Below are 26,149 nucleotides of genomic sequence, written 5' to 3'. Positions count from 1 at the left end.
GGGCTTCCTAGCATGGCCTTTCCCCCACCCACGACGGACACCGCCCATGCAAGCCTCGCTGCTCGAAGAGATCCCTTCCGTGCCGAACCCCTATCCCGTGGTCTCGAAGGTCGAATACCCCGAGGTCTGGCGCCTGTGCACCCAGGCGCGCGAACTGGCCTGGGACCCGGTGGCCGACATCGACTACAGCGACCTGCGCGAGGCCGAGCTGCCGCCCGAGGTGCGCCAGGCCGGCGCCGAATGGTGGAGCCTGCGCGCCTGGATGGAGCATGGCGCCACGCCCTATGGCGCCGAGCGGCTGCGCGAGGCGATCTTTGGCCACCAGCCCTTCGAGATCAAGCAGCACATCACGAACTTCATCGCCGAGGAGTTCCGCCACCACGAGGCCAGCTTCCGCATCGCCGAGCACCTCGCGGCCTACGAGCCCACGCCGCGGGCCGACTACTTCCGCGACATCATTCCGCGCTTCCACGACGAGAAGGACGAGAAGGCGATGAGCTTCTTCGCGGGCCTCTCGGTCAACACGCTGTTCGAGCAGCTCTCGGGCGAACTGCTGCAGGCGCGCTACGAGAACGCGCGCTTCGGCTCGATCCGCGAGGCCTGCCGGCTGATCCTGCGCGACGAGGCGCGCCACATCCAGTTCGGCCGCATCATCATGCGGCGCTTCTTCAGCGAGCTGCCGGCCGACGAGAAGCGCACCATCGGCGAGAAGGTGGCGAAGAAGCTGCGCGGCAGCCTGCTCAACGGCGTCTACGCGGTGGTCAACCTGCCCGAGGACGAACGCCGGCGCTCGGGCCGCAACCGCGCGCTGGCGGCCGACCACGGCCTGGGCGCCACCCATCCCGACGAGGAGATGGGCATCATCAAGCGCGGGGTCGACAAGATCCGCGAGGACATCGGCGCCTATGGCGTCGAGATCCCGTTCATTCCCGAACTCGACGGCGCGGTGCATTGATGACGCACACCGCCGCCACCCGCCTCGCACCCGGGGACGTCGCGCCGCCGGTCGGCGCCTACAGCCACGGCATCGTCACCCAGGGCCCCGGCCGCTGGCTGCACATCGCGGGCCAGATCGGCACCGCAGCCGACGGCACGCTGCCAGAGAGCTTCGAGGCGCAGGCCAGGCAGGCCTGGACCAACCTCGTGGCCGTGCTGCGCGCGGCCGGCATGGACGTGTCGCACCTGGTCAAGGTCACGACCTTCCTGACCGACGCCGCCGACCTGCCGCGGCTCGGCCCGGTGCGCGCCGGCTTCCTCGGCGAGGCGCGCCCGGCCTCGACCTTGCTCGTGGTGCAGGCGCTCGCGCAGCCGGCCTGGCGCATCGAGGTCGAGGCCTCGGCCTTCCGTGCCGACTGAAGACGGCATGCGCCCCGACGGACGCTCCGAAGCCATCGACCGGATGCTGCGCGAGACCGGCCCGGCCTGGCAGGCCGACATCCGCGCGGCCGGCGACCGCGTGAAGGCCGCCTACCTGCCGCTGCTGCTGGCCGCGCCCGCGGACGGCTGCGAGATCGTCCACGACCTGCCCTACGGCACGCATCCGCGGCAGGTGCTCGACGTCTACCGGCCGCGCGGCGCACGGGCCGCGCCGGTGATCGTGTTCGTGCACGGCGGCGCCTTCGTGCGCGGCGCCAAGGACATCAATGCCGCGATGTACGGCAACGTGCTGCGCTGGTTCGCGCGCCGGGGCTGCGTGGGCATCAACGTCGAATACCGGCTCGCGCCCGAGGCGATGCATCCGCAGGGCGCGTTCGACGTGGCAGCGGCCTGCGACTGGGTCGCGCGCCACGCGGCCGAGCACGGCGGCGATCCCCATGCGATCTGCCTGATCGGGCATTCGGCCGGCGGCACGCATGCGGCCAGCTATGCCTGCGATCCCTCGCTCGGCTTCATGGGCCGGCATCTGCGCGCGCTGGTGCTGGTGTCGGCGCGGCTGCGCGCCGACGCGCGGCCCGAGAACCCGAACGCGGCCGGCGTGCGCGCCTATTTCGGCGACGACACCGCGGCCTACGAGGGCCGGTCGCCGATGGCCCATGCCCACCGGCTGGCGCTGCCCACCTTCGTCGTGCATGCCGAGTACGAGAACCCGCTGCTCGACGTCTACGCGACGGAGTTCGCCTGGCGCATGGCCAAGGCCCAGGGCAGCGCGCCGCGCCACCTGAGCGTGCCCGGGCACAACCACGTCTCGGTCATGGCCCACTTCGACAGCGGCGAGCAATGGCTGGGCGAAGAGATCCTGGCCTTCCTCGCATCGGCACGCGGCTGACTATCTCTTTCGTGGAATCGATCGCGGCGCGCCGGTGCGGTACGCTGCCGGCCTTCGCCGCGCCGGCGCGCGGCGCCCCTCCACCGCATCGACCACGGAAAGACCTCCAGCCATGACCGCGTTCACCCTCGAAGAAGCCAGGGACGTCCTCGCCACCGCCTTGCCGGGCTGCGTGCGCAGCCTCGGCGTCAGCGTCGAATCGCTGGGCGAAGGCAAGGCCACGCTGCGCATGCCGGCCGGCGAGCAGGCCACGCGCGAGGGCAACATCTTCGGCGGCCAGGCGCTCTCGGTGCTGGCCGACAGCGCGATGTGCTTCGCGATCTGGACCGACGGTCGCGGGCGCCGCCCGATCGCCACGGTCGACCTGCACATGACCTTCATGCGCGCGGGCGGCGGCGAGGACGTGCTCGCCCATGCCGAGCTGGTGCGCTCCGGCCGCTCGCTGGCCTTCGCGCGCGTGACCATGGACCTGGCCTCCACCGGCCAGACGCTCGCGACCGCGGTCGCGACCTTCGCATTGCCGGCCTGAACCGGCTGGCGCACGGCGGCGCTCAGAGCTTGTAGGCCTCGACCGGTCCGTGCGAATAGAACAGGAAGTAGCCGGTCGAGGTCCGGAAGCCGTTCTTCTCCCAGCCCGGCGGCACCTTGAACAGCGCGAGCTGCTCGCTCTTCATGCCGACGAAGGCCGTCTGCGCGGTGTCGGTGGTGATGCGTTGCCAGTCGTCGCGCGTGGCCGGCGCGAGCTGCAGCTTCGGCTCGCTCCATTCGGGCGTGCGCACCTTGTCGCGCAGCACGTAGCGGCCGTCCTTGCGCTCGATCTTGATCAGTTCCTTGAGCGCCCCGCCCTGCTTCACGGCATAGATGCCGACCAGCTCGGCCTCGGGGCCGCCGCGCGCGCCGCAGGCGGCCAGCAGCAGCGCGCAGGCGATGCACGCGAGCGCGCGCAGTGCGTTGTTCCATGTCCTCATCGATGGTCTCCGGTGAAAGATGCGTGGCCCACCGGGCGCGTCGCCCGGTGGGTTCAGGCCGTCAGCGCTTCAGGTTCTCGCGCAGCTTCAGGCTGCCCTGGAAGCGCAGCGCATGCGGGTACTCCTCCTTGGCGCCCGCGTCCACCGCCGCCATCTTCTGCTGGCTCTCCTGCGTCTTGGCCAGCAGCGCGGTCGGCAGGTTCAGCACGCCCTTGATCTGGTCGTACTGCGCCTGCGTGATGCGGCCCACGCCGAGCAGCCGGAAGGCATCGCGCTCGATGTTCAGCAGCAGCGGCTTGTTGTCGGCGAAGTTCTGCGCCTGCGCGAGCAGCGCGCTCCACGAGGCGGCGCTGTAGTTGCTCACGTAGTAGTCCTGCCCGGTCGGCCCGGCCAGCACCGCGGTGCAGCCCGGCAGCTCGAGGTTGGTGCGGTTGTTGTCCATCACGAAGGTCTTGCGCTGCGCCATCGCGTCGCCATAGGCCAGCGTGACCGGCACGGTCCAGGTCGAGGCCGGGTACTGGTTCTGGTTCGGGAACGACTCCTGCGTGATCGACACGTAGGTGCGGTCGCCCGCGCACTGCGCGTCGACCGTGAGCAGCGGCACGCCGGTCTGGCGGATCAGGCTGTCGCCGATCGCACTCACCTTCTTGTCGGTCGCCTTCTCGAGCGAGCTCCACAGCCGCGAGGGCGTGACGTTGCCATAGGCATAGTCCTTCAGGTAGATCTGCAGGCCCTTCTGCATCGCCTCCTCGCCGATGTAGTTCTGGATCGTCTCGAGCACATGGCTGCCCTTGTTGTAGACGAAGATCGACGGGCTGATGAAGCCGAACGAACCCGCGTCGTTGAGGTTGCGCTGCACCGGCACCGCCGTGTTCTTGAGGTCGGCCACGATCACGCTGTGCTTGTCGAGCACGTAGTCCGAGAAGCTGTAGTACTCGGGGTGGAACTTGATCGTGGTGCGCCTTTCGAACCAGCGCGCGAACGACTCGTTGAGCCACACGTTGTCCCACCAGTCGAGCGTGACCAGGTCGCCGAACCACTGGTGCGCGACCTCGTGCGTGACCACCGTCACCGAATAGAGCGTGGGCGTGTCGCCGGGCTTGGTCAGCACCGAGTCGGCGAACTCGAAGATCGAGCCCCAGTTCTCCATGCCGCCGAAGCCGGTGTTGGGCTTGTTGTCGTAGCTGTCGTTGGCGGCCACGGTGTCGAACTTGTCGAAGGGCAGCGGGATGCCGGTGTACTTGTAGTAGTAGTCCATCGCGACCTTGGTCCACTCCATCGCGAAGGTGGCCCAGGTCGAGCGGCCCGGCGGCGTGAACCAGCGCAGCGGCATGGTCTTGCCGTCGAGCGGGCTCTTGAAGCTGTCCTCGAGGATGTCGAACTTGCCGCCGCCGAAGAAGGTCAGGTACATGGGCATCGAGGGCGTCTTCTCGAACGACACCAGCTGGTAGCCGTCGGGCAGCCGGGTCTGCGATTTCTGCGCGCCGTTCGACACCGTCTTCCAGTCGCCCGGCACCTCGGCCGAGATCTCGAAAGTGTGGCGGAACGCGGGCTCGTCCCAGCCCGGGAACCACTGGCGCGCGAAGTTGGTTTCGCCCTGCGTCACGATGGCATCGCTGCTCACGCCCTCGGGCGTGGAGAGGCCGACCTTGAACACGCCGGTGGCGGCCGAGCACAGCGGGTTCTTGATCATCTCGGCCGGCGGGCAGTACTCGGCGTCGGAGAACTGGATCTTGCCGTCCCACTCCATGTGCAGCAGGTACTTGCCCTTGGCGATCTGGCCGTCGTTGAGCCGCAGCTGCACGAAGTCGCCGCGCGTCTGCGGCGTGGGGATCAGCGCGATCGCCTCGCCCGGGCTCGAGAGCTTGCGCAGCGTGGTGCGCCCGTTGGCGAACTTGAGGTCGTGCGCCGCCACCACGATCGCATCGACCGGCTTCAGCACCTCGATCTCGACATCGCCACGGCCCGTGAAGGTCTTGAGCGCCGCATCGGGCCGGAACCACAGCTTGTAGTTCTTCGGCCATACCGTGTCGGGCAGCTCCATCGGCTGGGCCGAGCGATCGATGTTGTTGCTCGCGGCCGAGTCGGGCGCGGCCTGGGGATTGCCATCGTCGGGCGCGTCGGCATTGCCGTTCTGCGCCACCACGTTGCCGGTGTCGAGCGCGGCGCCGGTGCCACCGAACGATGGCGTGCCGCCACCGCCGCCACCGCAAGCCACGAGCGCGGCAAGGGTCACTGCACCGATGGCAAAGTACGGGACTGCGGGCTTGAGAAATTTCTTCATGATCGCCTCTTGTAGGGACATGCGCCGTCCTGCACCTGCCGGCGTGTGGCCGGCCATGCATGGAACGCGCGCGGGTTAAGGGGGTGAAAGACTCGCGCAGCGGCAAGACCCCGCCCTCCCGTCGAACCGATCGTTCGACAGGCAGGCAGCGCCAGCCATGAGCAGCGGTTTCAGTGGACGCGGCAAGCGCGTGCCGCGTGCGACCGCACCGGCGATCGATGCGGCGGGCCGAGGATCCGCGGCATCGGCGGATTCGGTGTGCGCAAGAGGATGTGCATACCCGACGATGCGCGGGGCAGCCAGAGGATGAATCGCACCAGGATCCGGGACGTTCGATTCAGCGCAGGGCGCGCGTGCGATGCACGCGACGGGCGAGGGCCGAGGCCGCGATCGGCATGGACCCATCGGCCGCCTTGCGTCTTCCCGCACCGGCCACGAGGCGATCGGCAGCGAGGACGCAACGGCGGGAGTGTGTGCGCTTGGTGTTCGATATCTTCACGCGTTCTCCCTCCATCGAGTGCGCACAGTTCTAACTGCCGCTCCCCCCGTGCGTCAACGAAGCGCGGAACTTTTCCCTCTCAAATTGTTCGCGCGTCATACGACGAATGGAGTCAAGACCGCGCGATGCTTCGTGGGGTACGAAGATGGACCCCACAACGCGGCGATGCGATGCGAGTGCATCGATGCGCGCAGCCAACACTTGCGATGCAGAATCGTTGCTGCAGCACAGTTGCATCAATGGCAAGACATGCGTTCTTTGGTTCGCGCATGAGCGCGGCGTGGCTTGCGATGCAGTCTTTCGACAGCGCGGATCGGTGCGGCAGAATTCGCGCGATCCGCGGACCTGGATGAGTCGAGGACCGCATACCGAACGGGAAGCACGATTCAGATGTTGCATTGGCTCAGGAAGGTGCTCGGCCAGCCCGCCGACGCCTCTTCGGAAACCGTCGCCGCCGCATGGCAGCGCGCCTATGCGCGTCAGCCGGGTGGAATGGCCGTGCTTCTGGCGCCCGGGTTCGACCGCGTCGAACATCTCGCGAAGAGCGCGCTGCCAGCGCTGGACGTGGAGCTCGATCTCGAGCTGGCGTTGATGCTCAAGTACGTCGCCAAGGAACCGCAGACCTGCGAGGCACTGCTGGACCGTGCGCTGCAGATCGCGCAGCGCGTGCGCATCGATGGCCTGTGCGATGCGAGGCCGCAGCCGGCCAGTTGCCACCTGCAGCTCGAACGCGCGGAGACCTATGCGCGCTGGCTGAAGACCGGCCACCTCGAGAAGGACCGGCTGCTGCTGGCCTGCGAGCTGGCGCTGCGAAGCGTGCGGGAGAACTCGAGCGACGCGTATTTCGCCGAAGGCTACGCGCTGGACGCGGCGCGCATCGCGCTGGTGGGCGAGGAGCCGGAACTGGCGCTCTCGGCGCTGCGCAGCCGCAAGCGCTGGCACCACGCCGCGACGATCGGGATGCACGACGTGCTGGCCAACGTCGCGCGACTGCAAGGCAACAAGGAACTCGAAGACCCGCGGGTTGCGCGCGATGAATTCGGCGCGCTCTTCGAGCTCTATCGCCATCCCCACCCCGACAAGGCATCGACCGAGCTCAGTGGCTCCAAGCCGGTGATCCGCTTCGAACTCGCGGTGCTGATGGCGAGGTTGCGGCTTGGCCGTGATGCGCCGGTCGATCCGGGCCGGGCCTGTGAACTGGTGGTTGCTCTCGACCTGCCATGAAGGACGACGCACATTCGATGCGGCAGAATTCATCCGACCCGCAGGCCCGATACGCCTGAGAAAACAAGAAGTCCCGAGGAGCCGTGTGACCTACATCATTGTCGACTTCGAGGCCACCTGCTCGGACCGGAACGAGGTGCCCCGCGAGGAAATGGAGATCATCGAGATCGGTGCAGTGGCCCTTTGGCAGAACGGGCCGGATCTGCGCGGCGAGTTCCAGTCGTTCGTCAAGCCCACCCGACACCCGGTCCTCACCGACTTCTGCAGACGCCTGACGAGCATCACGCAAAAGAAGGTGGAGGCCGCGGATCCATTCCCCGCGGTTCTCGAACGATTCGCGGCCTGGATCCAGGCTTTCGACTCGCCCGTGTTCTGCAGCTGGGGCGACTACGACCGATACCAGCTGCAACAGGATTGCTCGTACCACGACGTGCCCTACCCCTTCGGCGAAGAACACATCAACATCAAGACACGCTTTGCCAGCAGCCTCAACCTGCGAAAGGCCTGCGGACTCGAGCAGGCGCTGCGGCGCGTCGGTCTGCCTTTCGAAGGTACGCCGCACCGAGGCATCGACGATGCCCGGAACATGGCCAATCTGTCGGGGTATCTCTTCTTCTGAGACGGATGGGGTTGCGCCGTTGATTAGCGGCGACGGCCAGGCAGGGTCGCGACGGCGCCGGCGCTCTTCCTCGACCTACAGCACGTACCCCCGCCCCCGAAAGTGGTCGAGCAATATCTGCCCCACGCGCTGCGCCTGATCGAACTCGATCGCATGCCCCGCATCGGGCACCACCATCAGCTCCACGCGCGGCGCATTGACGCGCAACCTTCGGCTCGCGATGTCGATGGCATGCAGCGCATCGTCCTCGCCGAGCAGCACGCGGGTGCCGGCCGGCAGCAGCCGCATCTCGGCGTCGCTAAGGCCGGCGGCGCGCGGCAGTCCGGCGCCCTGGCTGCGCCAGCGCACGAGCAGGTCCTCGAGCGCCCATTCGGGCAGCGGGCAGGCGCGCGGCGACGAACTCAGTGCATGCAGGCGGCGCAGGTTGCCGTCGGTGGGACACAGCCGTGCCAGCAGCGCGCAGGCGGCGGGGACGACGCGCCGCGGGCCGATGCGCGGCGGTGCGAGCAGCGCGAGCTTCGAGACGCGGCGCAGCGAGCGCCGCATGTAGGCGGCGGCGAGCCAGGCACCGAAGGAGACGCCGCACAGCCCCACCTTGGGCCGGCCGACGCCGATCAGCACGTCCTCGAGCCAGTCGCAGTAGTCGTCCTCGCTGGCCGGCCGGCGGCCCTCGCTGCGGCCGGCATCGCCCACGATGTCGACCGCGTACACGCGCAGCGCGCCCGCGAGCACGCCGGCCATGTGGACCCAGGTGGTGGCATTGCCACCCTCGCCATGCAGCAGCAGCACCGGCACGCCATAGGCCGGGCCGCACACCAGCAGATGGGCGCGGCCGCGCCGCGTGTCGACATGGCGCGACTCCACCGGCACCGGCCAGTGCGCGAGCACGCGGTCGTACGACTGCGAGAGCGCCGCATGGGCCTGGGGCGAGCGGAAATGCGGCAGGAAGGAAGTGGCGTCGAGGGACATCGTCGGGAGGCGAAGGAAGACGGGGGGAATGCCATGCCGGCACGGGCCGGCCGGTGAGCAACGCGCGAGCCTGCGGCATCGTGGGCGGCGCAGATGAAGATCGGCTGAAGATTCGGCGTCTTGCAGCGCCTTGCACCTTTCGGGCCCGATCGAGAAGTATTAGGAATTCCTTCAGCTTCGCCGGTTAGATTGCATTCATGAAGATCCTTCTGGTGGAAGACGATTTCGACCTCGCGACCGGCATCCGGGTGGCGCTGCAGACGCAGGGCATGGAGGTGGTGTGGGTGCGCCGCATCGAGGACGCGCAGCGCATCCTCGATGGCGAGGGCTGCGACCTGCTGCTGCTCGACCTGGGCCTGCCCGACGGCGACGGCCTGGGCCTGCTGCAGCACGTGCGGCGCGCCGAATCGCGGCTGCCGGTGTTGATCCTCAGCGCGCGCGATGCGCTCGACGACCGCCTGCTCGGGCTCGACAACGGCGCCGACGACTACCTGGTGAAACCTTTCGTTCTCGCCGAGATGCTGTCGCGCGTGCGCGCGCTCGCGCGCCGCAGCTACGGCAGCGACGGCGTGACCTTCGAGGTGCGCGGCCTGTGGCTGCACGAGCCGACGCAGCGCGTGCAGGTCAACGGCCAGCCGGTCGACCTGTCGCGCAGCGAGTTCAAGCTGCTGAGCCTGCTGATCAAGCGCACCGACCGCGTGATCACGCGGCGCATGCTCGAGCAGCAGGTGCTGCCGGCCTGGCAGACCCATGGCAGCAACGTGCTCGAGGTCCACATCTCGAACCTGCGCCGCAAGATCGGCGACGGCTACATCCGCACCGTGCGCGGCATCGGCTACGTGATCGACCAGGCCGCGCTGAAGCTGCCGGGAACGCCGTCTTGACGGCCACGGCGGCGGCCTCCGACGCCCCGCGCGGCTGGCGTCGGCTGCTGCGGCCCACGCTGGTGCGCCGGCTGATGCTGGCGCAGGTGGCGATGCTCACGCTGCTGTGGAGCATCGCGGTGGGCCTGGTGCTCGGCACCTCGCTGACCGAGGACATGGGCATGGTCGACACCTCGCACCGCAGCGTGCTGTCGGTGGCGCACAACCTGGCCGACCGCCCCGCCGCGCTGGCCGAGAGCCTCCAGCGCATGGACATCGCGCTGCGCGAGACCATGGGCAGCGACAACGATCCCTCGCTCTCGCCGAGCCTGCTGGTGTGGCAGCACGGTCGGCTGGTCTACCACTCGGACGGCGTGCCGGCCGACATCGCCAACAGCCGCCTCGGCGTGCCCGAGGACGTGACCGCGCAGGGCAAGCAGTGGCGCACGCGCTCGCTGGAAAGCGAGGACGGCGCCACCCGGGTCGCGCTGGTGCTGCCGGCCGGCCCGCAGATGTGGCTGACCTTCCATTCGCGCGGCTACTACATCCTGCCGCTGGTGATCAGCGTGCCCTTCCTGCTGCTGCCGGCCTGGCTGTCGATCCGGCTCGCGCTGCGCCCCTGGCGCAAGGTGGCGCGCGAAATCGCGTCGCGCGACGTGCGCGAGCTCGCGCCGCTCGCCACGCAGACGCGCCACGACGAGCTGCGCCCGCTGGTCGACAACTTCAACGCGCTGATGCAGCGGCTGCGCGCGAGCATGGAGCGCGAGCAGAGCTTCATCGCCGATGCCGCGCACGAGCTGCGCACGCCGATCGCGGCGCTGCGCGTGAACGTGGAGGCGCTGCAGGGCCTGCAGGCGCAGCCCGGGACGGTGCCGCCCGCGCGCCAGCACGAGCTGATGGCGCGCATGGTCAGCGCCAGCGCGCGCGCCGAACGGCTGGTGAACCAGTTGCTGCACCTGATGCGCAGCGCGGCCCAGGTGTCGGCGCCGCGCCCCGCGCTGCTGCGCCTCGATGATCTGGTGCAGGAACGGCTGGCCACGCTGTCGGTGCTCGCGCGCACGCGCGGCGTGGAGGTCGAGCTGCTGAGCGACGACCCGGCACCGGTGGCCGGCGATCGCGACAGCCTGGTGTCCATGATCGACAACCTGATAGACAACGCCACCAAGTACGCGCCACCGGGATCGACCGTGACCGTGGGCATCCGGCGCGATGGCGCGCAGGCCGAGCTGAGCGTGGCCGACCATGGCCCGGGCATTCCGCCCGAGCTGCGCGAGCGCGTGTTCGACCGTTTCTTCCGCGACCCCGACCAGACCCAGACCGGCAGCGGCCTGGGCCTCGCGATCGTGCGCTCGGCCACCGAGGCGCACGGCGGCAGCATCGTGCTCGGCGAAACGCGGCCCGGCCCGGGCCTGCTCGTGACGGTGCGGCTACCGCTCGCGCGCGAAGGCATCGAGCCGGGCGCCACGGCCTCGGTGAAGACCCGCGCTGCGCTGACGGCGGATTGACAGGCAGGACTCCTACGATGGCGGGCGCGACATCGACACAGGAGACACCATGACCATCCAGCGCCCCCGCCTCGCGGCCTTCACGCGCCGCGCCCTGCTCGGCGCGGCCCTCGGGCTCGCGCTCGCGGGCTGCGGCAGCCCCGCCGGCCATGCCCCGGCACCGAAGCCCGAGCTCCACGTGATGACCTCGGGCGGCTTCACCGCCGCCTACAACGAACTGCGCCCCGGCTTCGAGCGCGCCAGCGGCCGCGCGGTGAAGACCGCCTACGGCGCCTCGATGGGCAATGCCAACGACTCCATCCCGAGCCGCCTCGCGCGCCAGGAGCCGGCCGACGTCGTGATCCTGGCGCGGCCCGCGCTCGATGCGCTGGTCGCGCAGGGCCAGGTGCGGGCCGGCAGCCAGGTCGACCTGGTGCGCTCCTCGATCGGCTTCGCGGTGCGCAAGGGCGCGCCCAGGCCCGACATCTCGAGCGTCGAGGCGCTCAAGCGCACCCTGCTCGCGGCGCCGTCGATCGCCTATTCGGCCAGTGCCAGCGGCACCTACTACGAGACCGAGCTGCTGAAGAAGCTCGGCCTCGAGGCCCAGGTCAAGCCCAAGAGCCGCCGCATCCTCAGCGAGCGCGTGGGCAGCGTGGTGGCGCGCGGCGACGCCGCGCTCGGACTGCAGCAGGTCAGCGAGCTGCTGCCGATCGAGGGCATCGACTACGTGGGCCCGCTGCCGGCCGAGGTGCAGCAGGTGACCGTGTTCTCGGCCGGCATCGCCACCGCGTCGACGCAGCCCGAGGCGGCACGCGAACTGATCCGCTACCTGAACTCGCCGGCCAGCGCGCCGACGATCGCGAAGACGGGACTGGAGCCGCTCGCTTCGCGTTGAGGCGCGCGCCGCGTCAGGCGCCGCCCGCCACGGCGAGCGGCGCATGCTTCGCCATCAGCTCGTCGACCCAGTCGATAAAGACGCGCAGCTTCGCGCTCTGGTGCCGGTTCGGCGGGAACACCAGGTACAGCGGCATCGAAGCCACCTCCCAGTCCTCGAACAGCGGCACCAGCTCGCCACCGGCGAGGTGCGGTGCGGCCATGTAGCGCGGCAGCCAGAGCACGCCCATGCCCGCGACGCCGGCCGCGGCATAGGCATTGCCGTCGTCGAGCGCGACCACGTAACGGCCCTGCGGCACGAACTGCTCGCCCGCGCGCGACAGCGCGATCGGCGCCAGCGTGCCGCTGCGCGAGCGCAGGAAGCCGACGATGCGGTGGTGCGAGTCCTCGAGTTCGCGTGGATGCACGGGCGTGCCCGCGCGCGCGAGGTAGCCGGGCGCCGCATAGACGCCGAGCCGAAGGTCGCCCACGCGGCGCGCCACCAGCGAGGAGTCGGTGAGCTCGCCGCCGCGCAGCACGCAGTCGACGTTGTCGCCGATCACGTCGACCACGCGGTCGCTCACGCCGAGGTCGAGCTGGATCTCGGGATGGCGCGCATGGAAGGCCGGCAGCGCCGGCACCAGGATCAGCCGCGCCAGCGGGGCCGGCACGTCGACGCGCAGCCGTCCCTTGGGTGAGGCCGAGGCGCTGGCCAGGCTGGTGTCGGCATCCTCGAGATCGGCCAGCAGGCGCACCACGCGCTCGTAGTAGAGCGCGCCATCGGCCGTGACCTTGACCTGCCGCGTCGTGCGGTGCAGCAGCTTCACGCGCAGCCGTGCCTCGAGCTGCTGCACCAGCTGGGTCACGGTGGTCTTGCTCATGTGCAGGGTCTGCGCCGCCTTGGTGAAGCTGCCGGCTTCCACCACGCGCGCAAAGGCCTGCATCGCATCGAAACGGTCCATGTCGTCGTTTGATTATTTGGGATTACCAAACAGTCATTGTGCGTCTTGCCCGTTTATCCGCAAAGAGCGAACACCTAGATTCACTGCATCCGCAACCATCGAAGAAAGTGAATCCCATGTCCTCCGCACGCGATGTCGTCTTCCCCGCCGGCCGCCAGGCGCTCTACGAGCGCCACCGCTACTCGCCGGCCGTGCGCGCCAACGGCCTGCTGTTCGTCTCGGGCCAGGTCGGCAGCCGGCCCGACGGTTCGCCCGAACCCGAGCTCGAGGCCCAGGTCCGGCTGGCCTTCCAGAACCTGAATGCCGTGCTCGCGGCGGCCGGCGCCAGCTTCGCCGACGTGATCGACGTGACGATCTTCATCGTCGATCCGGCCTCGAAGTTCGAGCGCATCTGGAACCTGGTGCTCGCCGAGTTCTGGGGCGAGGCGCCGCATCCCACGGCCACCGCGATCGGCGTGACCTGGCTCTACGGCTTCGACTTCGAGATCAAGGTGGTCGCGAAGCTGCCGGAGACGGCTGCGACCTGAGGCTCTACCGGGCGACGATCCGCTGCACGCCGAGCATGACCAGCATGCCGCCGGCCACGCCATCGACCCAGCGCTCCACGCGCAGGTAGCGCGCGCGGATCGCCTCGGCGCCGAACACCACGGTGATCCCGAAGTGCCACAGCAGCGAGAGCACGGCCACCATCACGATGGTGGCGGGATAGAACCAGCCCGCGGCCTGCGCGGGCACCAGGGTCGCGAACACGCTGGTCCAGAAGGCCGCGCCCTTGGGGTTGGTGATGCCGGTCAGCAGGCCGGCGCGGTAGGCGCTGCGTGCATCGCGGCGCGTGTCCGCGGGCGCGCGGCGGGCGCTCCCCGCCGCGGTCTTCGCGGGCGGCGACACGGCCCGCCATAGCAGGCTGCCGCCATACCAGACCAGGTAGCTCGCGCCGAGGAAGCGCACGGCCGAGGCCAGCCACGGGTGGTGCGCCATCAGGGTGGACATGCCCGCGAGCGAGAGCACGACCCAGAAGATCGAGCCGGTCGTGAGCCCCAGCACCACGTAGCGCGATTCGCGCTGCCGGCCGTCGAGCGCCATCTGGCTCAGGATGAAGAAGTTGGGGCCCGGACTCGCGAGCACGGCAAGGTAGACGCCGGCAATGAGCAGCAGGGGCGAGAGTTGGGTCATGGCGCCGAGGAGGATGCAGGAGGATGCGAGAAGGACCCGCCGATCCTAGCGGCGGGCGAACATCCCTGCCCTCAGCGCGATTCGATCAGCGTCTTGACCCGCTTGGCCAGCGCATCCATCTCGAAGGGCTTGGTCATCACGTGCATGCCGGGCGCCAGGTGGCCATGGCTCAGCACGGCGTTCTCGGCATAGCCGGTGATGAACAGCACCTTGAGGCCGGTGCGCAGGGTGCGCGCGGCATCGGCCACCTGGCGGCCGTTCATGCCGCCGGGCAGGCCGACGTCGGTCAGCAGCAGGTCGATGCGCTGGTTCGACTCGAGGATGCGCAGCGCATCGGCACCGTCGCCGGCCTCGAGCGTGGCATAGCCCAGGCCCTGCATCACCTCCACGATCAGCATGCGCAGCGAGGCCTCGTCGTCGACCACCAGCACGGTGTCGCCGCGGTCGGCGCGCGGCGCGGTCTCGACCTGTTCGGCCTCCGTGGTGTTCTCCTCCGTGCGGTCGTGGCGCGGCAGGTAGATGCTGACCGAGGTGCCCTGGCCGACCTCGGAATAGATGCGCACCTGCCCGCCCGACTGCTTGGCGAAGCCGTAGATCATCGACAGGCCGAGCCCCGTGCCCATGCCGATGGGCTTGGTGGTGAAGAAGGGATCGAAGGCGCGCGCGGCCACCTCCGCGCTCATGCCCACGCCGTTGTCGCTGACCGTGAGCGACACGTACTGGCCCTCGGGCAGGTCGCGGGCCGGCGCGGTGCGCGCGTCGACCCAGCGGTTGGCGGTCTCGACCACCAGCGTTCCGCCCTCGGGCATGGCGTCGCGCGCGTTGATGCACAGATTGAGCAGCGCGTTCTCGAGCTGGCTCGGGTCGGCATGCACGTTCCACAGGCCGACGGCGGCCACGTTCTCGAGCGCGATGCCCGGGCCCAGGGTCCGGCGCAGCAGGTCTTCCATGCCGTTCACGAGGCGGTTGAGGTTGACCGACTTGGGCTCCAGCGTCTGCCGGCGCGAGAAGGCCAGCAGCCGGTGCGTGAGCGCGGCCGCGCGCTTGACCGCGCCGTGCGCCACGCCGATGTAGCGCTCGAGGTCGGCCTGCCGCCCCTCGAGCCCGCGCCGGCGCATCAGCTCCAGGCTGCCGCCGATGGCGGCCAGCAGGTTGTTGAAGTCGTGCGCGAGGCCGCCCGTGAGCTGGCCCACGGCCTCGAGCTTCTGGCTCTGGCGCAGCTGCTCGCGCGCCGCGTCGAGTTCGGCGGCGCGCTCCTTCTGCTGCGTGATGTCGCGCGCGGCCGAGTAGTTGAGGCCACCCTCGGGCACCGCGGTCCACGACAGCCAGCGGTAGCTGCCGTCCTTGGCGCGGTAGCGGTTCTCGAAGCCGCGCGTGCGCTCGCCCTTGGCCAGCCGCGCGAGCTCGGCCTCGGTCGCGGCCAGGTCGTCGGGATGCACCAGCTGGCGGAACGGCATCGCCATCAGCTCCTGGCGGCTCCAGCCGAGCACCGCCTCCCAGGCGGGATTCACGCTCTCGAAGCTGCCCTGCCCGTTGGCCACGGCCAGCAGGTCCTGGCTCAGCTCCCAGGTGCGGTCGCGCTCGCGCGTGCGCACCTCGACCTCGCGCGCCAACGATTCGGCGAAGGCCTGCAGCTCGAGCTGCGCCTCGCGCCGCGCGATCGCCGAGCGGATGCGCTCGCCGACCTCGCGCGTGAAGTCGAGCTCGTCGCGCGACCAGGCGCGCGCGCTGCCGTGGTTGAGATAGAGCAGCCCGACCAGCCCGCCGCGCTCGGTCAGCGGCATGTTGACCACGGCGCGCGCGCCGATGCCGTCGAGCGCATGGGCGGTGGCGCGCGTGCGCGGGTCGTCGTGGGCATCGGCGAAGGCCACCGTCGTGCCCTGGCGCAGGTCGTCGATGTAGCTGCCGTAGTCGCGAAAGTGCAGCGTGCCGGCCAGGCTCTTGACGCCGGGCGCGGTCCAGTCGCGCTCGATCTCGATGGTCTCGGCCGCCTTGTTCACCACGCCGTAGCCCGCGCGGTCCACCTGCAGCTGCATGCCGAGCATCTGCGAGGCGGTGTAGGCGATCTCGCAGATGCCGTCCATGTCGCGGATGCGGTCGCTGAGCTCGATCAGCGCCAGCCGCCGCGACTCGGCGGCCCCGAAGATCTCGTGGGCCACGCGCAGCTTGGCCTCGGCCGCCTGCTTGGCCTCGCGGTCGGCCGCCTCCTTGAGCGCGCGCTCCATCACCACCGGCAGCCGCGCCAGCCGGCCCTTGCTCACGTAGTCGGTGGCGCCGCGCTTGAGCAGCTCGACCGCGTTGTCCTCGCCGATCACGCCCGAGACGAAGATGAAGGGCGTGAGCGGCGCCACCGCGCGCGCGATCTCGAGCGCATGCGCGCCCGAGAAGCCCGGCAGCTCGTAGTCCGACAGGATCAGCTGGTAGCGCGCGCTCTCCAGCGCGCCCGTGAAGCCCTCCTCGTCGCACACCACGGTCACGCGCGCCCCGGGGAGCGCGGCGACCAGCGCCTCGGTCAACAGTTCGACGTCGAAGCGCGAGTCCTCGAGGACGAGGATGTCGGGGGCCGTCGTGGAAGCCGTGCCGCTACTCATGGCGCCGGGTGGCCTTGAGCGACCCCGGCGGCGGTTCGTTGAGCACGGCCCAGAACACCCCGAGGTCGGCGATCGCCGAGACGAACCGGTCGAAAGCCACCGGCTTGACCACATAGGCGTTGACGCCGAGCTCGTAGCTGCGCAGCACGTCCGATTCCTCCTGCGACGAGGTCAGCATCACCACCGGGATGCTGCGCAGCGTCGCCGAGGCGCGCACTTCCTGCAGCACCTCCAGGCCGGTCACCTTGGGCAGCTTCAGGTCGAGCAGGATCACGGCCGGGTTGCCTTCGGCGCGATCGGCGTGCTCGCCCTCGCGCTTGAGGTAGTCGAGCGCCTGCGCGCCGTCGCGCAGCACGACCACGTCGTTCGCCAGTTGGCTGCGCTCCAGGGCCACCAGGGTCAGTTCCAGGTCGCGCTTGTCGTCCTCGACCAGCAGGATCGGCTTAAGCATCCTCTTCTCCGTCAGTTGCGTTGCTCGAATTCGTTCCATCCGCCTCCGCGCCCGGCAGCACGAAGCCGAAGCAGGCGCCCGCGCCCAGTTCGCCGCGCGCCCACACCGTGCCGCCATGCCGCTCCACGATCCGCTTCACGTTGGCCAGGCCGATGCCGGTACCCTCGAACTCCTCGGCCTGGTGCAGCCGCTGGAACACGCCGAACAGCTTGTCGACGTACTTCATCTGGAAGCCCACGCCGTTGTCCTCGACCTCGAGGCCGGTGCCGGCGTCGTTGCGCACCGCGCGCACCGTGATCACGGCGGGCTCGCGGGTGCGCGAGTACTTGACCGCGTTGGCCAGCAGGTTGCGCACCGTGACCTGCAGCAGCAGCGGGTCGGCGTACAGCGGCGGCAGGTTCGGCTCCACGCGCCATTCGATGGCGCGGGCCGGCTCGATGCGCACCAGCTCGCGCACCAGGCCCTCGACCAGCGAGGGCGTGTCGACCGTGCGCTTCTGCAGCGCGGCGCGACCCATGCGCGAGAAGTCGAGCAGCGCGTCGACCATCTGGCCCGCGAAGGCCGCCGCGTCCTTCACGTGGCCCAGGTAGCGCCGCGCGCGGTCGGTCAGTTGCTGGCCCTCGGTCTGGGTCACCAGGTCGACATAGCCCGCGATGTGGCGCATGGGCGCGCGCAGGTCGTGCGAGACGGTGTACGAGAAGGCCTCGAGCTCGCGGTTCACGCGGCCCAGTTCGGTCGCCACGGCCGCGAGTTCCTCGGCGCGCCGCAGCACGATGCCGATCAGCGCCTGGCGCAGCTCGACGGCCGCGCCCACCTCGGCCGCCGACCAGGGATTGGAGTGCCCGCGGATGTGCTCGACCCAGCTCTGGAAGCTCAGCCGCGGATGCATGCGCTGGCCATTCGGCACCATCGGCTTGCGCGGATCGCCGGCCCATTGCACCGTCTGCACGATCTCGGGCCGGAACCACAGGATCAGGTGGCGGTGCACCTGCGAGATCGAGATCGCCAGCACGCCGGCCGCGACCGCCTCGCAGTCGGCGAAGGGCTTGAAATGCCCGGCCAGCGAATCGCTGTCGTAGACCTCGACGCCGAGCCCGGCGATCCAATGCGCGAGCTCCTGGACCCGCGCTTCGTCGGGAACGTCGCCCACGGTCCAGACCGCGTCGTCGAGCACCACGGCCGCGCCGGTGGCGCGCGCCACGCGCAACAGCAGGGAGCCCTCCTCGACCAGCCGGCGCAGGGTGGCGTCGCTGTCGGCGAGCTGCGACACGGTCTGCAGCGTGAGCTGCCGCAGCTCGAGCCGGTCGGCCACCTCGCCGTGGGTCTGCTTGGCGTCGATCTGCATCGACAGCAGCTGGCCCATGTGCTCGCAGGCCAGCCGGGTCGCGGTGTCGAGGAAGCGCGGGTCGTGGTCGTGGCAGGAGATCAGGCCCCAGAGCTGGCCGCGCACCACGATCGACACCGACATCGAGGCCAGGGTGCCCATGTTGCGCATGTACTCGAGGTGAATCGGCGACACGCTGCGCAACTGCGCCTGCGAGAGGTCGATGCCGGTCGGCGCCAGCGCCGCGTCGCTCGAGACCAGCGGCACCGGGCGGTAGTTGGCGTCGGCGATCAGCCGGAAGTGGTTGACCAGGTAGAGCGCGCGCGCCTGCTGCGGAATGTCGGAGGCCGGGAAGTGGTGGCCGACGTAGCTGTCGTAGCCCGCGTCGGCCGCCTCGGCCAGCACCTCGCCGTGGCCCGCGGCATCGAAGCGGTAGACCAGGCAGCGGCCGAAGCCCGTGAGCTGCTTCATCGCGCGCGCGACCAGCCCGGTGAGTTCGTCCACGTCGCGCGCCTGCTGCAGCGCGGGCAGCAGGACGCGGCTCAGCGCATAGATCGGCGCCTCGTTGCCCGCGGCCGGCTTCGCGGCCTCGAACTCGGCGATCAGGTGCTGTTCGGTGCGGTGCACCGCCACGTCGAACAGGCGGCCGTCGATCTCGAACGCGCCCAGCGACACCGGCGAGGCGCCGGGCTGCAGCACCGGCAGCGCCATGCCGCGCAGGCTCTGCGCCGCGGCGGCGGCTTCGCCCTCGGGCCAGTTGTCGCTCCAGGCCAGCCGCTCCAGGCCCTCGGCCGCCAGCACCAGCATGCGGCCGTGCGGCTGGATCGAGCCCGGCACGCGGATCGGCTCGAGATCGCAGCTCGTCAGGTCGGCCGCGTCCGGCGAGCCGGAAACGGCAGCGGGCTGGTGAGGGTTCGAGGACGTGGGAAGTGCTGACACTTTCGAAGGGAAGGACGGGGCCGGATCGGCCGGCACGGGGTTGGAGGGGGATCAATCGGGGTCGGATCGATCATGCCAGCGGCCCCGGGGGCCGCTTCGTCGGCCGATTCCTACCCGGCATGCAGGCTGGCGGCGCGGCTTGGGGACGGCGCGGTTCCGCCGTCGCGCGCGAGGCCGAAGCACGGCATCAGCGCCTCGAAGCCCGCCACCGCGCCGCGCTGCGCCGACTGCACGGCCGCGCGGTCGCGCAGCGCCTCGCCGAGCTGGGCGACGAAGCGGCGCCAGTGCGCGGGCGTGCCGTCCTCGGCACCGACGGGCGCGAAGTAGCGCATCGGATGCGGCGCGAGCCGCGGCGCCAGCCGGCGGTGCATCACGCTGCCGCCGAGCCGCGAGCCTTCGACCACGTAGGCCAGGCCCCAGGCGAAGCCGGGGTCGGTGGCCTGCGCGGCGAGCGCCGCGCTGTCCGGCAGGGCGGGCGGCGTGGCCGGCCCGGCCGCCTGCGCATCGCGCAGATCGCGCAGGTCGAGTTCGAGCGCCTCGAGGCGCAGCGCGAGCTGCCGCGCCACCGCCTCGAGCGCCGCGACGCCCGAGGCCGCCAGCGCGCTCCGCACGGCCCCCAGCCAGGGCCGCAGCGCGCGCAGGTGCTCGGCATAGTCGGCCAGCGTGGCGTCCTCGCCGCCGATGCGCAGCCGGCTGTCGAGCGCGTGGTGCAGTTCGCGCGTGGCCTCGCGCAGCGGCTGCAGCGCGACGGAGGCCGCCGGTCCGGGCGCCGCCATCAGCGCGCGCCCGGGGCCTCGGCCCCGAGTCCGGCGCAGAAGGAGAAGAAGTCGTCGAGCCCGGCCGACTTGTCGAACACCGCGTCGGCGCCGAGCTCGCGCGCCCAGCCCGCGATGTCGTCGGTGCCGTAGTTGGTCAGCACCACCACGCGCTGGCCGGCGCGGCGCTCGCGGTAGCGCTTGACGATCCCGAGGCCCGAGCCTTCCTCGAGGAACAGGTCGACCACCAGCAGCTCCCAGGGCGGATCGCAGGCGTCGAGCCGCTCTATGGCCTCGGCCTCGGTGGCGGCCGTGCCCACCAGCAGGATGTCGGCTTCGTCCTCCATGGCGGCGATCAGGTTGTGGCGGATGAGGGGGTTGTCTTCGACGAGAAAGGTGGAGATCGGCACGATGGGCGACAGCCTCGGTATTTTTTTCGGATGCAGCGAGCCTACGCGATAGGGCTGAACATCCGGTGAGCGAGAACCTTCAGCCCAAGTAGGAATTTCGGCCGCCCGGGCGCGCCGGACGGCAGGCGACCGGCGGGCCCGGCGCCGCGCCCGTAAACTCCAGGGCCGCGCCGGCCGCTCGCGCGCCTCCCTCCGACGGACTGCCATGACCCAGATCTCCCCCGCCCTCGTCACCGCCTTCGCGCCCAGCGGCACGCTGCGCGCCTCGATCAACCTCGGCAACCCGATCCTCGCCAACAAGCACCCGGTGAGCTACCAGCCGGTCGGCGTGTCGATCGACCTGGCCCACGAGTTCGCGCGCCGCCTCGGCGTGGGCGTCGAGCTGGTGGTGTTCGACAAGGCCGCGGCCTCGGTCGACGCGGTCCGGGCCGAGCGCGCCGACATCGGCTTCTTCGCGATCGACCCGGCGCGCAGCGAGGGCCTGCGCTTCACCGCGCCCTACGTGCTGATCGAGGGCAGCTACCTGGTGCGCGACGGCTCCGAGCTGCAGGACAACGCCGAGGTCGACACGCCCGGCCACCGCATCGCGGTCGGAGCGGGCAGCGCCTACGACCTGTTCCTCACGCGCGAGATCCACCAGGCCGAGCTGGTGCGCGTGCAGGGCGCGCAGGCCGTGCTCTCGGCGCTGCGCGCGGGCCAGGTCGACGTGGCGGCCGGCATCCGCCAGTTGCTCGAGACCGAGGCGCAGCGCTCCTCGGGCGTGCGCCTGCTGCCGGGCCGCTTCATGGTGATCCAGCAGGCCATGGGCACGCCGGCCAGCCGCGGCGCCGAGGCCCAGGCCCTGCTCGCGGCCTTCGTCGAGGAGATGAAGGCCAGCGGCTTCGTGGCCGAGGCGCTGCAGCGCCACGGCATCGAGGGCGCGAGCGTCGCGCCCTGATCCCGGTCCGGGCTAGGACGCCCGGGAGACGGCTTCGGCGCGGCCGGCCACGGCCGGTGCGCGGTCGCGCCGCCACAGCGCCAGCCCGCAGCCGAACACCACCACCTGGGTGCCGATCAGCAGCGCGAAGCCCGCGAAGAAGCCCGCCGCCGATCCACCGCCGGCGCCATGGCCCGCCGCGCCGGCCGACGACAGCGCGCCGATCACCCCGCCCATCAGCACCGGCATGAAACCCGCCACCAGGCTGCCCACGCCGTTGGTCACGCCGAAGGCGCTGGCCGTGTGCTCGGGCCGCGCGCAGTGCTGCACCGTGCTCGGGATCGCCGGGCTCTGCAGGCCCCAGAAGAAGTTCGCCGCCACCAGGCAGCAGGCCGCCACGTAGGGATCGTGCGCGCTGATCGCCAGCAGCACCGACAGCGCCACGCCCGCGCTGGCGCCCATGAAGATGAAGGGCACGCGCGCGCGGCCCAGCCGGTCGACCAGCACGCCGCCCACGAACACCGCGAGCACGGTCGCGTACTGCGGCAGCGAGGCCAGCCAGCCCATCTCGCGCAGCGAGAAGCCGCGTGCCTCGCGCAGGTAGGTCGGCAGCCAGTTGCTGCTGCCCCAGAGGTAGGCCAGCGCGGCCGAGGTCAGCAGCGTGATCAGGAACAGGTGGCGCGTCTGCAGCGCGCCCTTCACGATGCCGCCCACGCGCGCCATCGCGTCGCCGAAGGACTTCGGAGCTATCGCATCGCCCTGCCCCGCCGGCATGCGCACGAAGGCCAGCACCAGCGGAATGCCCAGCACGATGTTGAGCACGCCCAGCACGTGGAATGAGGTGTCCCAGGCGTACTGCGCGAGCAGCCAGCCCACGAGCGGAAAGCCCAGCGCCAGCCCGAGCCCGGTGCCCATGTTGACGATCGCGTTGGGCTTGCCGTTCTCGTCGCCGCGGAAATGCGCCTTGATGTACGACGAGGCCAGCGAGAACAGCGGCCCCTCCGACACGCCCAGCAGCACGCGCGAGGCCAGCAGCAGCCCGTAGCTGTGGAACAGCGGCGAGGCCCAGGTCACCACGCCCCAGAGCACCAGCCCGAAGATCAGGCTGCGCCGCACGCCGAACAGCGCCGAGCAGAACGGCGTGAGCACGAAGGCCGAGATGCCGTAGCCCAGCATGAAGGCCGTCGCGAGGAAGCCCTGGCGCACCCGGTCGTCCGGCGCGATGCCCACGTGGCGCAGGAAGTCGGCGTCGGTGATCAGCACCGCGATGTTGATGCGGTCCACGTAGGAGATCGCGACGATCAGGAACAGCGTGATCACGCCGTACCAGCGGAGGTTCTTGCTCTGGCTTCGCATGGGACTTTCCGGGCGCGCGATGCGGCCCTCAGAACATGTGGCGCATGCCGAACTCGGTGCCGCTCGAGGACCGGTTCGGCGCCGTGATCGCGCCCGTGAGGGCCGCGGCCGCGCCGTTGCTGTTGCTGATGCGCGCCACCGTGGCGTAGAGCGCGGTGCGCTTCGACAGGTTGTGCACGTAGCCCAGCGCGAGCTTCGACGAGGTGGGGTTGCGCAGCGCGCCGAAGGGCTCGAGCCGGTAGCGCGCATACGAGCCCTTGATCTCGCCGGGCCCGATCGGCAGGTGGAAGCCGATCAGCGCGCCCTTGGCATCGGTGCTGCCCTTCGATTCGCCGTAGAGCTCGCCCGTGAGCTTGAAATTCATCAGCGACGGGCCGAAGGTGTAGGAGGCGCCGAGGTTGGTCACGCGCAGGTCGCCGCTCGCGTAGCGCGTTTTGCCGGTCGCCAACGCGATGTTGAAGCCGCCGTCGGCATAGCCCACGCGCAGGCCGGCGTGGTTGCCGTCGCGCTTGTTCGACACCAGCGTGCCCGGCAGCACCGAGGTCGACTCGTTCTCGCCCATCGCGTACATCACCTGGCCGTAGAAGCCGCCGAGGCCGCCCGGCAGCAGGTAGCCCACGCTGTTGGAGGCGCGCGTGCCGGTCGGCGCCGTGAGGCCGCCCAGGCCCGAGAAGTAGAGCTGGTTGGCGCCGATGCCGCCGCCGGTGCCGAAGGGGTCGTAGATCGCGGTGTTCCAGAACGCCGGCACGTAGTCGCGGCCCAGGCGGATCTCGCCGAAGGGTCCCGCGAAGCTCACGGTGGCGCGGCGGTTGAAGCTCAGCACGCCGGGCGTGCCGTTGCCGCTGGCCTGGTTGTTCGAGTTCGACGGAAAGCCCAGCGCGCTGTCGTTCTGCAGCCCCATCTCGAGCCAGAAGCCCGCCGACAGCCCGCCGCCGAGGTCCTCGGTGCCGCGGAATCCGAGCCGGCTGAACATGTTGCCGCTGTTCGTGAGCTGCGTCTTGCTGCCCGCGCCGGGCCCGCTGCCGCGCGTGTAGGTGACGGCGGCGTCGACCACGCCGAAGATCGTGAGGGAGGATTGGGCCAGCGCTCCGCCAGCCGCGCTGATCGAAACCAGCGTGAGCAAGTACTTTTTCATGGAATGTCTCGGGTGGTTTTTCTTCTGGCCTGAGGCCTGGGAGGGGAATCAGATATCGAGCACCAGGCGCGCGCCCTTGCAGCGCGACACGCAGATCATCATGGTCTTGTTGGCCGCGCGTTCGGCCTTGGTGAGGATGCCGTCGTGGTGGTCGATCTCGCCTTCGAGCACGGCCGTCTCGCAGGCGCCGCACACGCCTTCCTTGCAGCTGTGGTCGGGGTCGAGGCCGGCATCGATCAGGCTGTCGAGGATCGACTTGCCCGCGGGCACCTCGACCTCGCGCCCGCTCTTCGCGCAGGCCACCACGCAGCTTTGCGTGGCGGCCGGTGCCTCCACGTGGACCGCAGCGAAACGCTCGATGTGCACGTTGGCATAGCCCAGCTGCTCGCAGTTGCGCTCGAAGGCATCGAGCATCGGCGTGGGTCCGCAGCAGTAGTAATGGCTGTCGGTGCCGCGCCCTGCCAGCAGCTGCGCGAGATCGGGCGGCGCGCCCTGCTCGTCGTCGAAGTGCCAGCTCAGTTCGATGGCCTTCTCGCGCGCCAGCGCCTCGATGGCCTCGACGAAGGCCGCTTCCTTGCGGCTGCGCGCGCAATAGACCAGCTCGACCGGCCGCCCGAGCGACGCGAGCCGCTGCAGCATGCACCAGATGGGAGTGACGCCGATGCCGCCGGCCACCAGCACCGAGCGCCGAGCGTCCTCCTCGAGCGCGAAGTTGTTGCGCGGCGCCGAGATCGGCAGGGTCATGCCCACGCGCAATTGCTGGTGCACATAGCGCGAGCCGCCGCGGCTCTTGCGGTCGTTGAGCACGCCCACCACGTAGCGCTGGCGATCGCTGGCCGGGTTGCACAGCGAGTAGCTGCGCACCAGGCCGTTGGGCAGGTGCAGGTCGATGTGCGAGCCGGCCTCGAAAGCGGGAAAGTCCACCGTGGGCGTGGCCGGCCGGAACTCGACGCTCACGATGCCGTCGGCCTCGTAGCGCATCGTGTGCACGAGGGCGTTCAGCGTGGGAGAAGACATGGCGATCGCTTCCTCGCTCAGGCGGTGACCGGCTCGGCCGCTTGCGCGAGCTGCGCCACCGCCAGGTTGCGCATGTGGCGGCGCAGTCGCACGATGCCCAGGTCGTGCTGGTAGAGGTTCTCGTGCTGGTTGGCGTCGGCCTCCATCTCCTCGAGCATCACGCGGTCCTGCTCGAGCACGTGCCAGTGGCGCGCCTCGAGCCGGTTGCGGTAGAGGAAGCGCCAGGTGTCGCGCTGCCAGCCCGGCGCCAGCTTGCGCACGCGCCAGAAGAAGGTGGCGGTCATGCCCTTCACGATCGGCGAGAAGGCGCCGACGATGATGAAGTTGCCGCCGGGGCCGCCGGTCTTCGGGTACGGGATCTCCAGCCGCATCCAGTGGATGCCGGTGTCGGCCCATTCCGTCCAGTCGAAGTTGACGTTGCGCTGGCCTTCCTTCTCGAACACGAAGCCGATGTCGGTCGGCCGGATGCCGAACTTGGCGCTCGAGTCGCCCTCGGCCATCGAGTGCGACTGCTTGTGCAGGTAGGTGCCGTGCATCGGGTCCATCACGTTGTCGAGCACGTAGCGGTAGTCGCCCTTCCACTCGGTGTAGCAGAGGAAGCTCGAATACTCGGCGTCGTCGGTCAGCTGCTCGGGCAGCACCAGCGGCGGCGGCACGTCGACCGGCTCCTTCGCGTTGTAGAGGAACACCGCGCCCGCGCGCTCCTGCACGTGGAAGTGGCGCGTGGCCTTCGAGCCCTCGAGCTTGCAGCCCGGGCTGCCGGGCACGCGCGTGACCACGCCGTCGTGCCGCACCTCCACGCCGTGGTAGGGGCAGGAGAGCCGGTCGCCGAGCACCACGCCCTGCGACAGCGGCGCGCCGCGGTGCGGGCAGCGGTCCTCGAGCGCATGCAGCACGCCCTCGCCGTCGCGCCACAGCGCGAGCTTGCGGCCCAGGCGGCGCAGCGAGACGGGGTTCTCCTTGATGAAGTGCGAGGGGCAGATCGGATACCAGAGGTCCTTGAGGCCGATCTCGAGCAGGTGGTCGACCGGGTCTGCGGAAACGGGTTGGATGGCGATGCTCATGGGTGTC

At 70.2% G+C, this 26,149-nt stretch carries 25 protein-coding genes; 11 read left to right on the top strand and 14 right to left on the bottom strand.

What is annotated here, in order from left to right:
- The first annotated feature begins 46 nt into the window (after positions 1-46).
- From AC07PU_RS11925 to AC07PU_RS11910, 4 genes are all read left to right on the top strand, one after another.
- The gene (locus tag AC07PU_RS11925; RefSeq protein ID WP_208511549.1) at positions 47-955 is read left to right on the top strand and encodes a ferritin family protein; all 909 of its coding nucleotides are present in this window, start codon (positions 47-49) and stop codon (positions 953-955) included.
- A complete protein-coding gene (locus AC07PU_RS11920) occupies positions 955-1,356 on the top strand; it encodes a RidA family protein (protein WP_495317690.1) in 402 nt (133 codons plus the stop codon). Before AC07PU_RS11925 ends, AC07PU_RS11920 begins: the two co-directional genes overlap by 1 nt.
- A complete protein-coding gene (locus tag AC07PU_RS11915) occupies positions 1,346-2,266 on the top strand; it encodes an alpha/beta hydrolase (RefSeq protein WP_495317688.1) in 921 nt (306 codons plus the stop codon). The genes AC07PU_RS11920 and AC07PU_RS11915 overlap by 11 nt, the downstream gene beginning before the upstream one ends.
- A 112-nt stretch (positions 2,267-2,378) precedes the next feature.
- Positions 2,379-2,795, top strand: coding sequence for a PaaI family thioesterase (locus tag AC07PU_RS11910; RefSeq protein ID WP_057593094.1), 417 nt, complete (start codon positions 2,379-2,381; stop codon positions 2,793-2,795).
- Positions 2,796-2,817: 22 nt separating this feature from the next.
- On the opposite strand, the gene AC07PU_RS11905 is transcribed toward AC07PU_RS11910, so the two are convergent.
- Positions 2,818-3,234: a hypothetical protein gene (locus AC07PU_RS11905; protein ID WP_495317685.1), complete on the bottom strand. Its 417-nt coding sequence runs from the start codon at positions 3,232-3,234 to the stop codon at positions 2,818-2,820.
- Positions 3,235-3,295: 61 nt separating this feature from the next.
- Positions 3,296-5,518, bottom strand: a complete 2,223-nt coding sequence (locus AC07PU_RS11900; RefSeq protein WP_495317683.1) for a M1 family metallopeptidase — start codon at positions 5,516-5,518, stop codon at positions 3,296-3,298.
- 889 nt (positions 5,519-6,407) lie between these two features.
- Here AC07PU_RS11900 and AC07PU_RS11895 point away from each other — a divergent pair.
- Entirely contained in the window at positions 6,408-7,241 is an 834-nt protein-coding gene (locus AC07PU_RS11895; RefSeq protein WP_093344482.1) for a hypothetical protein, read from the top strand.
- An 85-nt stretch (positions 7,242-7,326) separates the two neighbouring features.
- The gene (locus AC07PU_RS11890; RefSeq protein WP_218159377.1) at positions 7,327-7,860 is read left to right on the top strand and encodes a 3'-5' exonuclease; all 534 of its coding nucleotides are present in this window, start codon (positions 7,327-7,329) and stop codon (positions 7,858-7,860) included.
- 75 nt (positions 7,861-7,935) lie between these two features.
- Here the strand turns inward: AC07PU_RS11890 and AC07PU_RS11885 are convergent, their stop codons facing one another.
- Positions 7,936-8,829, bottom strand: a complete 894-nt coding sequence (locus AC07PU_RS11885; RefSeq protein ID WP_177239365.1) for an alpha/beta fold hydrolase — start codon at positions 8,827-8,829, stop codon at positions 7,936-7,938.
- A gap of 197 nt (positions 8,830-9,026) precedes the next feature.
- Here AC07PU_RS11885 and AC07PU_RS11880 point away from each other — a divergent pair, with 197 nt between their 5' ends.
- The 3 genes from AC07PU_RS11880 to AC07PU_RS11870 are packed head-to-tail and all read left to right on the top strand — an operon-like array spanning position 9,027 to position 12,071.
- Positions 9,027-9,713 (top strand): response regulator, encoded by a 687-nt coding sequence (locus tag AC07PU_RS11880; protein ID WP_093344488.1) that lies wholly within the window; start codon positions 9,027-9,029, stop codon positions 9,711-9,713.
- Entirely contained in the window at positions 9,710-11,197 is a 1,488-nt protein-coding gene (locus tag AC07PU_RS11875) for a sensor histidine kinase (RefSeq protein WP_256222610.1), read from the top strand. The genes AC07PU_RS11880 and AC07PU_RS11875 overlap by 4 nt, the downstream gene beginning before the upstream one ends.
- Before the next feature lie 49 nt (positions 11,198-11,246).
- Positions 11,247-12,071 (top strand): substrate-binding domain-containing protein, encoded by an 825-nt coding sequence (locus tag AC07PU_RS11870; protein WP_495317679.1) that lies wholly within the window; start codon positions 11,247-11,249, stop codon positions 12,069-12,071.
- Positions 12,072-12,084: 13 nt separating this feature from the next.
- Here the strand turns inward: AC07PU_RS11870 and AC07PU_RS11865 are convergent, their stop codons facing one another.
- Positions 12,085-13,011 (bottom strand): LysR family transcriptional regulator, encoded by a 927-nt coding sequence (locus tag AC07PU_RS11865; RefSeq protein ID WP_495317677.1) that lies wholly within the window; start codon positions 13,009-13,011, stop codon positions 12,085-12,087.
- A gap of 116 nt (positions 13,012-13,127) precedes the next feature.
- Here AC07PU_RS11865 and AC07PU_RS11860 point away from each other — a divergent pair, with 116 nt between their 5' ends.
- Positions 13,128-13,538: a RidA family protein gene (locus AC07PU_RS11860; RefSeq protein WP_495317675.1), complete on the top strand. Its 411-nt coding sequence runs from the start codon at positions 13,128-13,130 to the stop codon at positions 13,536-13,538.
- Positions 13,539-13,542: 4 nt separating this feature from the next.
- Here AC07PU_RS11860 and AC07PU_RS11855 read toward each other — a convergent pair whose 3' ends face one another.
- The 6 genes from AC07PU_RS11855 to AC07PU_RS11830 form a co-directional block, all read right to left on the bottom strand.
- Positions 13,543-14,184, bottom strand: a complete 642-nt coding sequence (locus AC07PU_RS11855; protein ID WP_495317673.1) for a LysE family transporter — start codon at positions 14,182-14,184, stop codon at positions 13,543-13,545.
- 71 nt (positions 14,185-14,255) lie between these two features.
- Positions 14,256-16,775 carry a response regulator gene (locus AC07PU_RS11850; protein WP_495317671.1) on the bottom strand — a complete coding sequence of 840 codons (2,520 nt, stop codon included), beginning with the start codon at positions 16,773-16,775 and terminating at the stop codon, positions 14,256-14,258.
- Positions 16,768-17,226: a response regulator gene (locus AC07PU_RS11845; protein WP_093344502.1), complete on the bottom strand. Its 459-nt coding sequence runs from the start codon at positions 17,224-17,226 to the stop codon at positions 16,768-16,770. Before AC07PU_RS11845 ends, AC07PU_RS11850 begins: the two co-directional genes overlap by 8 nt.
- Positions 17,219-19,489 (bottom strand): ATP-binding protein, encoded by a 2,271-nt coding sequence (locus tag AC07PU_RS11840; protein ID WP_495317668.1) that lies wholly within the window; start codon positions 19,487-19,489, stop codon positions 17,219-17,221. The genes AC07PU_RS11845 and AC07PU_RS11840 overlap by 8 nt, the downstream gene beginning before the upstream one ends.
- 110 nt (positions 19,490-19,599) lie before the next feature.
- On the bottom strand, positions 19,600-20,265 hold the full coding sequence (locus tag AC07PU_RS11835; protein WP_495317666.1) for a biliverdin-producing heme oxygenase: 666 nt from the start codon (positions 20,263-20,265) through the stop codon (positions 19,600-19,602).
- A complete protein-coding gene (locus AC07PU_RS11830; RefSeq protein WP_093344508.1) occupies positions 20,265-20,654 on the bottom strand; it encodes a response regulator in 390 nt (129 codons plus the stop codon). Before AC07PU_RS11830 ends, AC07PU_RS11835 begins: the two co-directional genes overlap by 1 nt.
- Positions 20,655-20,859: 205 nt before the next feature.
- Here AC07PU_RS11830 and AC07PU_RS11825 point away from each other — a divergent pair, with 205 nt between their 5' ends.
- Positions 20,860-21,591: an ABC transporter substrate-binding protein gene (locus AC07PU_RS11825; protein ID WP_093344510.1), complete on the top strand. Its 732-nt coding sequence runs from the start codon at positions 20,860-20,862 to the stop codon at positions 21,589-21,591.
- A 12-nt stretch (positions 21,592-21,603) separates the two neighbouring features.
- Here AC07PU_RS11825 and AC07PU_RS11820 read toward each other — a convergent pair whose 3' ends face one another.
- The 4 genes from AC07PU_RS11820 to AC07PU_RS11805 are packed head-to-tail and all read right to left on the bottom strand — an operon-like array spanning position 21,604 to position 26,142.
- Complete coding sequence (locus AC07PU_RS11820; protein ID WP_495317663.1) at positions 21,604-22,926, bottom strand: MFS transporter; 1,323 nt, start codon at positions 22,924-22,926, stop codon at positions 21,604-21,606.
- A 28-nt stretch (positions 22,927-22,954) separates the two neighbouring features.
- Entirely contained in the window at positions 22,955-24,061 is a 1,107-nt protein-coding gene (locus AC07PU_RS11815; protein WP_495317661.1) for a porin, read from the bottom strand.
- Positions 24,062-24,109: 48 nt separating this feature from the next.
- Positions 24,110-25,078 (bottom strand): PDR/VanB family oxidoreductase, encoded by a 969-nt coding sequence (locus AC07PU_RS11810; RefSeq protein WP_495317659.1) that lies wholly within the window; start codon positions 25,076-25,078, stop codon positions 24,110-24,112.
- A gap of 17 nt (positions 25,079-25,095) precedes the next feature.
- Positions 25,096-26,142 carry a Rieske 2Fe-2S domain-containing protein gene (locus AC07PU_RS11805; RefSeq protein ID WP_495317657.1) on the bottom strand — a complete coding sequence of 349 codons (1,047 nt, stop codon included), beginning with the start codon at positions 26,140-26,142 and terminating at the stop codon, positions 25,096-25,098.
- Positions 26,143-26,149 lie beyond the last annotated feature (7 nt).

The organism is Variovorax sp. GW821-FHT10D07, from assembly GCF_059415325.1.
Note: the sequence above shows the minus strand (reverse complement) of the source record. Positions and strands in the feature narration are given on the sequence as shown.

Bases quoted from the DNA above. Each gene is read 5' to 3' on its own strand.
- AC07PU_RS11855 (WP_495317673.1), bottom strand. From the start codon at position 14,184: ATGACCCAACTCTCGCCCCTGCTGCTCATTGCCGGCGTCTACCTTGCC.
- AC07PU_RS11925 (WP_208511549.1), top strand. From the start codon at position 47: ATGCAAGCCTCGCTGCTCGAAGAGATCCCTTCCGTGCCGAACCCCTAT.
- AC07PU_RS11805 (WP_495317657.1), bottom strand. From the start codon at position 26,142: ATGAGCATCGCCATCCAACCCGTTTCCGCAGACCCGGTCGACCACCTG.
- AC07PU_RS11860 (WP_495317675.1), top strand. From the start codon at position 13,128: ATGTCCTCCGCACGCGATGTCGTCTTCCCCGCCGGCCGCCAGGCGCTC.
- AC07PU_RS11850 (WP_495317671.1), bottom strand. From the start codon at position 16,775: ATGAGTAGCGGCACGGCTTCCACGACGGCCCCCGACATCCTCGTCCTC.
- AC07PU_RS11905 (WP_495317685.1), bottom strand. From the start codon at position 3,234: ATGAGGACATGGAACAACGCACTGCGCGCGCTCGCGTGCATCGCCTGC.
- AC07PU_RS11820 (WP_495317663.1), bottom strand. From the start codon at position 22,926: ATGCGAAGCCAGAGCAAGAACCTCCGCTGGTACGGCGTGATCACGCTG.
- AC07PU_RS11895 (WP_093344482.1), top strand. From the start codon at position 6,408: ATGTTGCATTGGCTCAGGAAGGTGCTCGGCCAGCCCGCCGACGCCTCT.
- AC07PU_RS11880 (WP_093344488.1), top strand. From the start codon at position 9,027: ATGAAGATCCTTCTGGTGGAAGACGATTTCGACCTCGCGACCGGCATC.
- AC07PU_RS11865 (WP_495317677.1), bottom strand. From the start codon at position 13,011: ATGGACCGTTTCGATGCGATGCAGGCCTTTGCGCGCGTGGTGGAAGCC.
- AC07PU_RS11835 (WP_495317666.1), bottom strand. From the start codon at position 20,265: ATGGCGGCGCCCGGACCGGCGGCCTCCGTCGCGCTGCAGCCGCTGCGC.
- AC07PU_RS11845 (WP_093344502.1), bottom strand. From the start codon at position 17,226: ATGCTTAAGCCGATCCTGCTGGTCGAGGACGACAAGCGCGACCTGGAA.
- AC07PU_RS11900 (WP_495317683.1), bottom strand. From the start codon at position 5,518: ATGAAGAAATTTCTCAAGCCCGCAGTCCCGTACTTTGCCATCGGTGCA.
- AC07PU_RS11815 (WP_495317661.1), bottom strand. From the start codon at position 24,061: ATGAAAAAGTACTTGCTCACGCTGGTTTCGATCAGCGCGGCTGGCGGA.
- AC07PU_RS11825 (WP_093344510.1), top strand. From the start codon at position 20,860: ATGACCCAGATCTCCCCCGCCCTCGTCACCGCCTTCGCGCCCAGCGGC.
- AC07PU_RS11870 (WP_495317679.1), top strand. From the start codon at position 11,247: ATGACCATCCAGCGCCCCCGCCTCGCGGCCTTCACGCGCCGCGCCCTG.
- AC07PU_RS11910 (WP_057593094.1), top strand. From the start codon at position 2,379: ATGACCGCGTTCACCCTCGAAGAAGCCAGGGACGTCCTCGCCACCGCC.
- AC07PU_RS11885 (WP_177239365.1), bottom strand. From the start codon at position 8,829: ATGTCCCTCGACGCCACTTCCTTCCTGCCGCATTTCCGCTCGCCCCAG.
- AC07PU_RS11920 (WP_495317690.1), top strand. From the start codon at position 955: ATGACGCACACCGCCGCCACCCGCCTCGCACCCGGGGACGTCGCGCCG.
- AC07PU_RS11810 (WP_495317659.1), bottom strand. From the start codon at position 25,078: ATGTCTTCTCCCACGCTGAACGCCCTCGTGCACACGATGCGCTACGAG.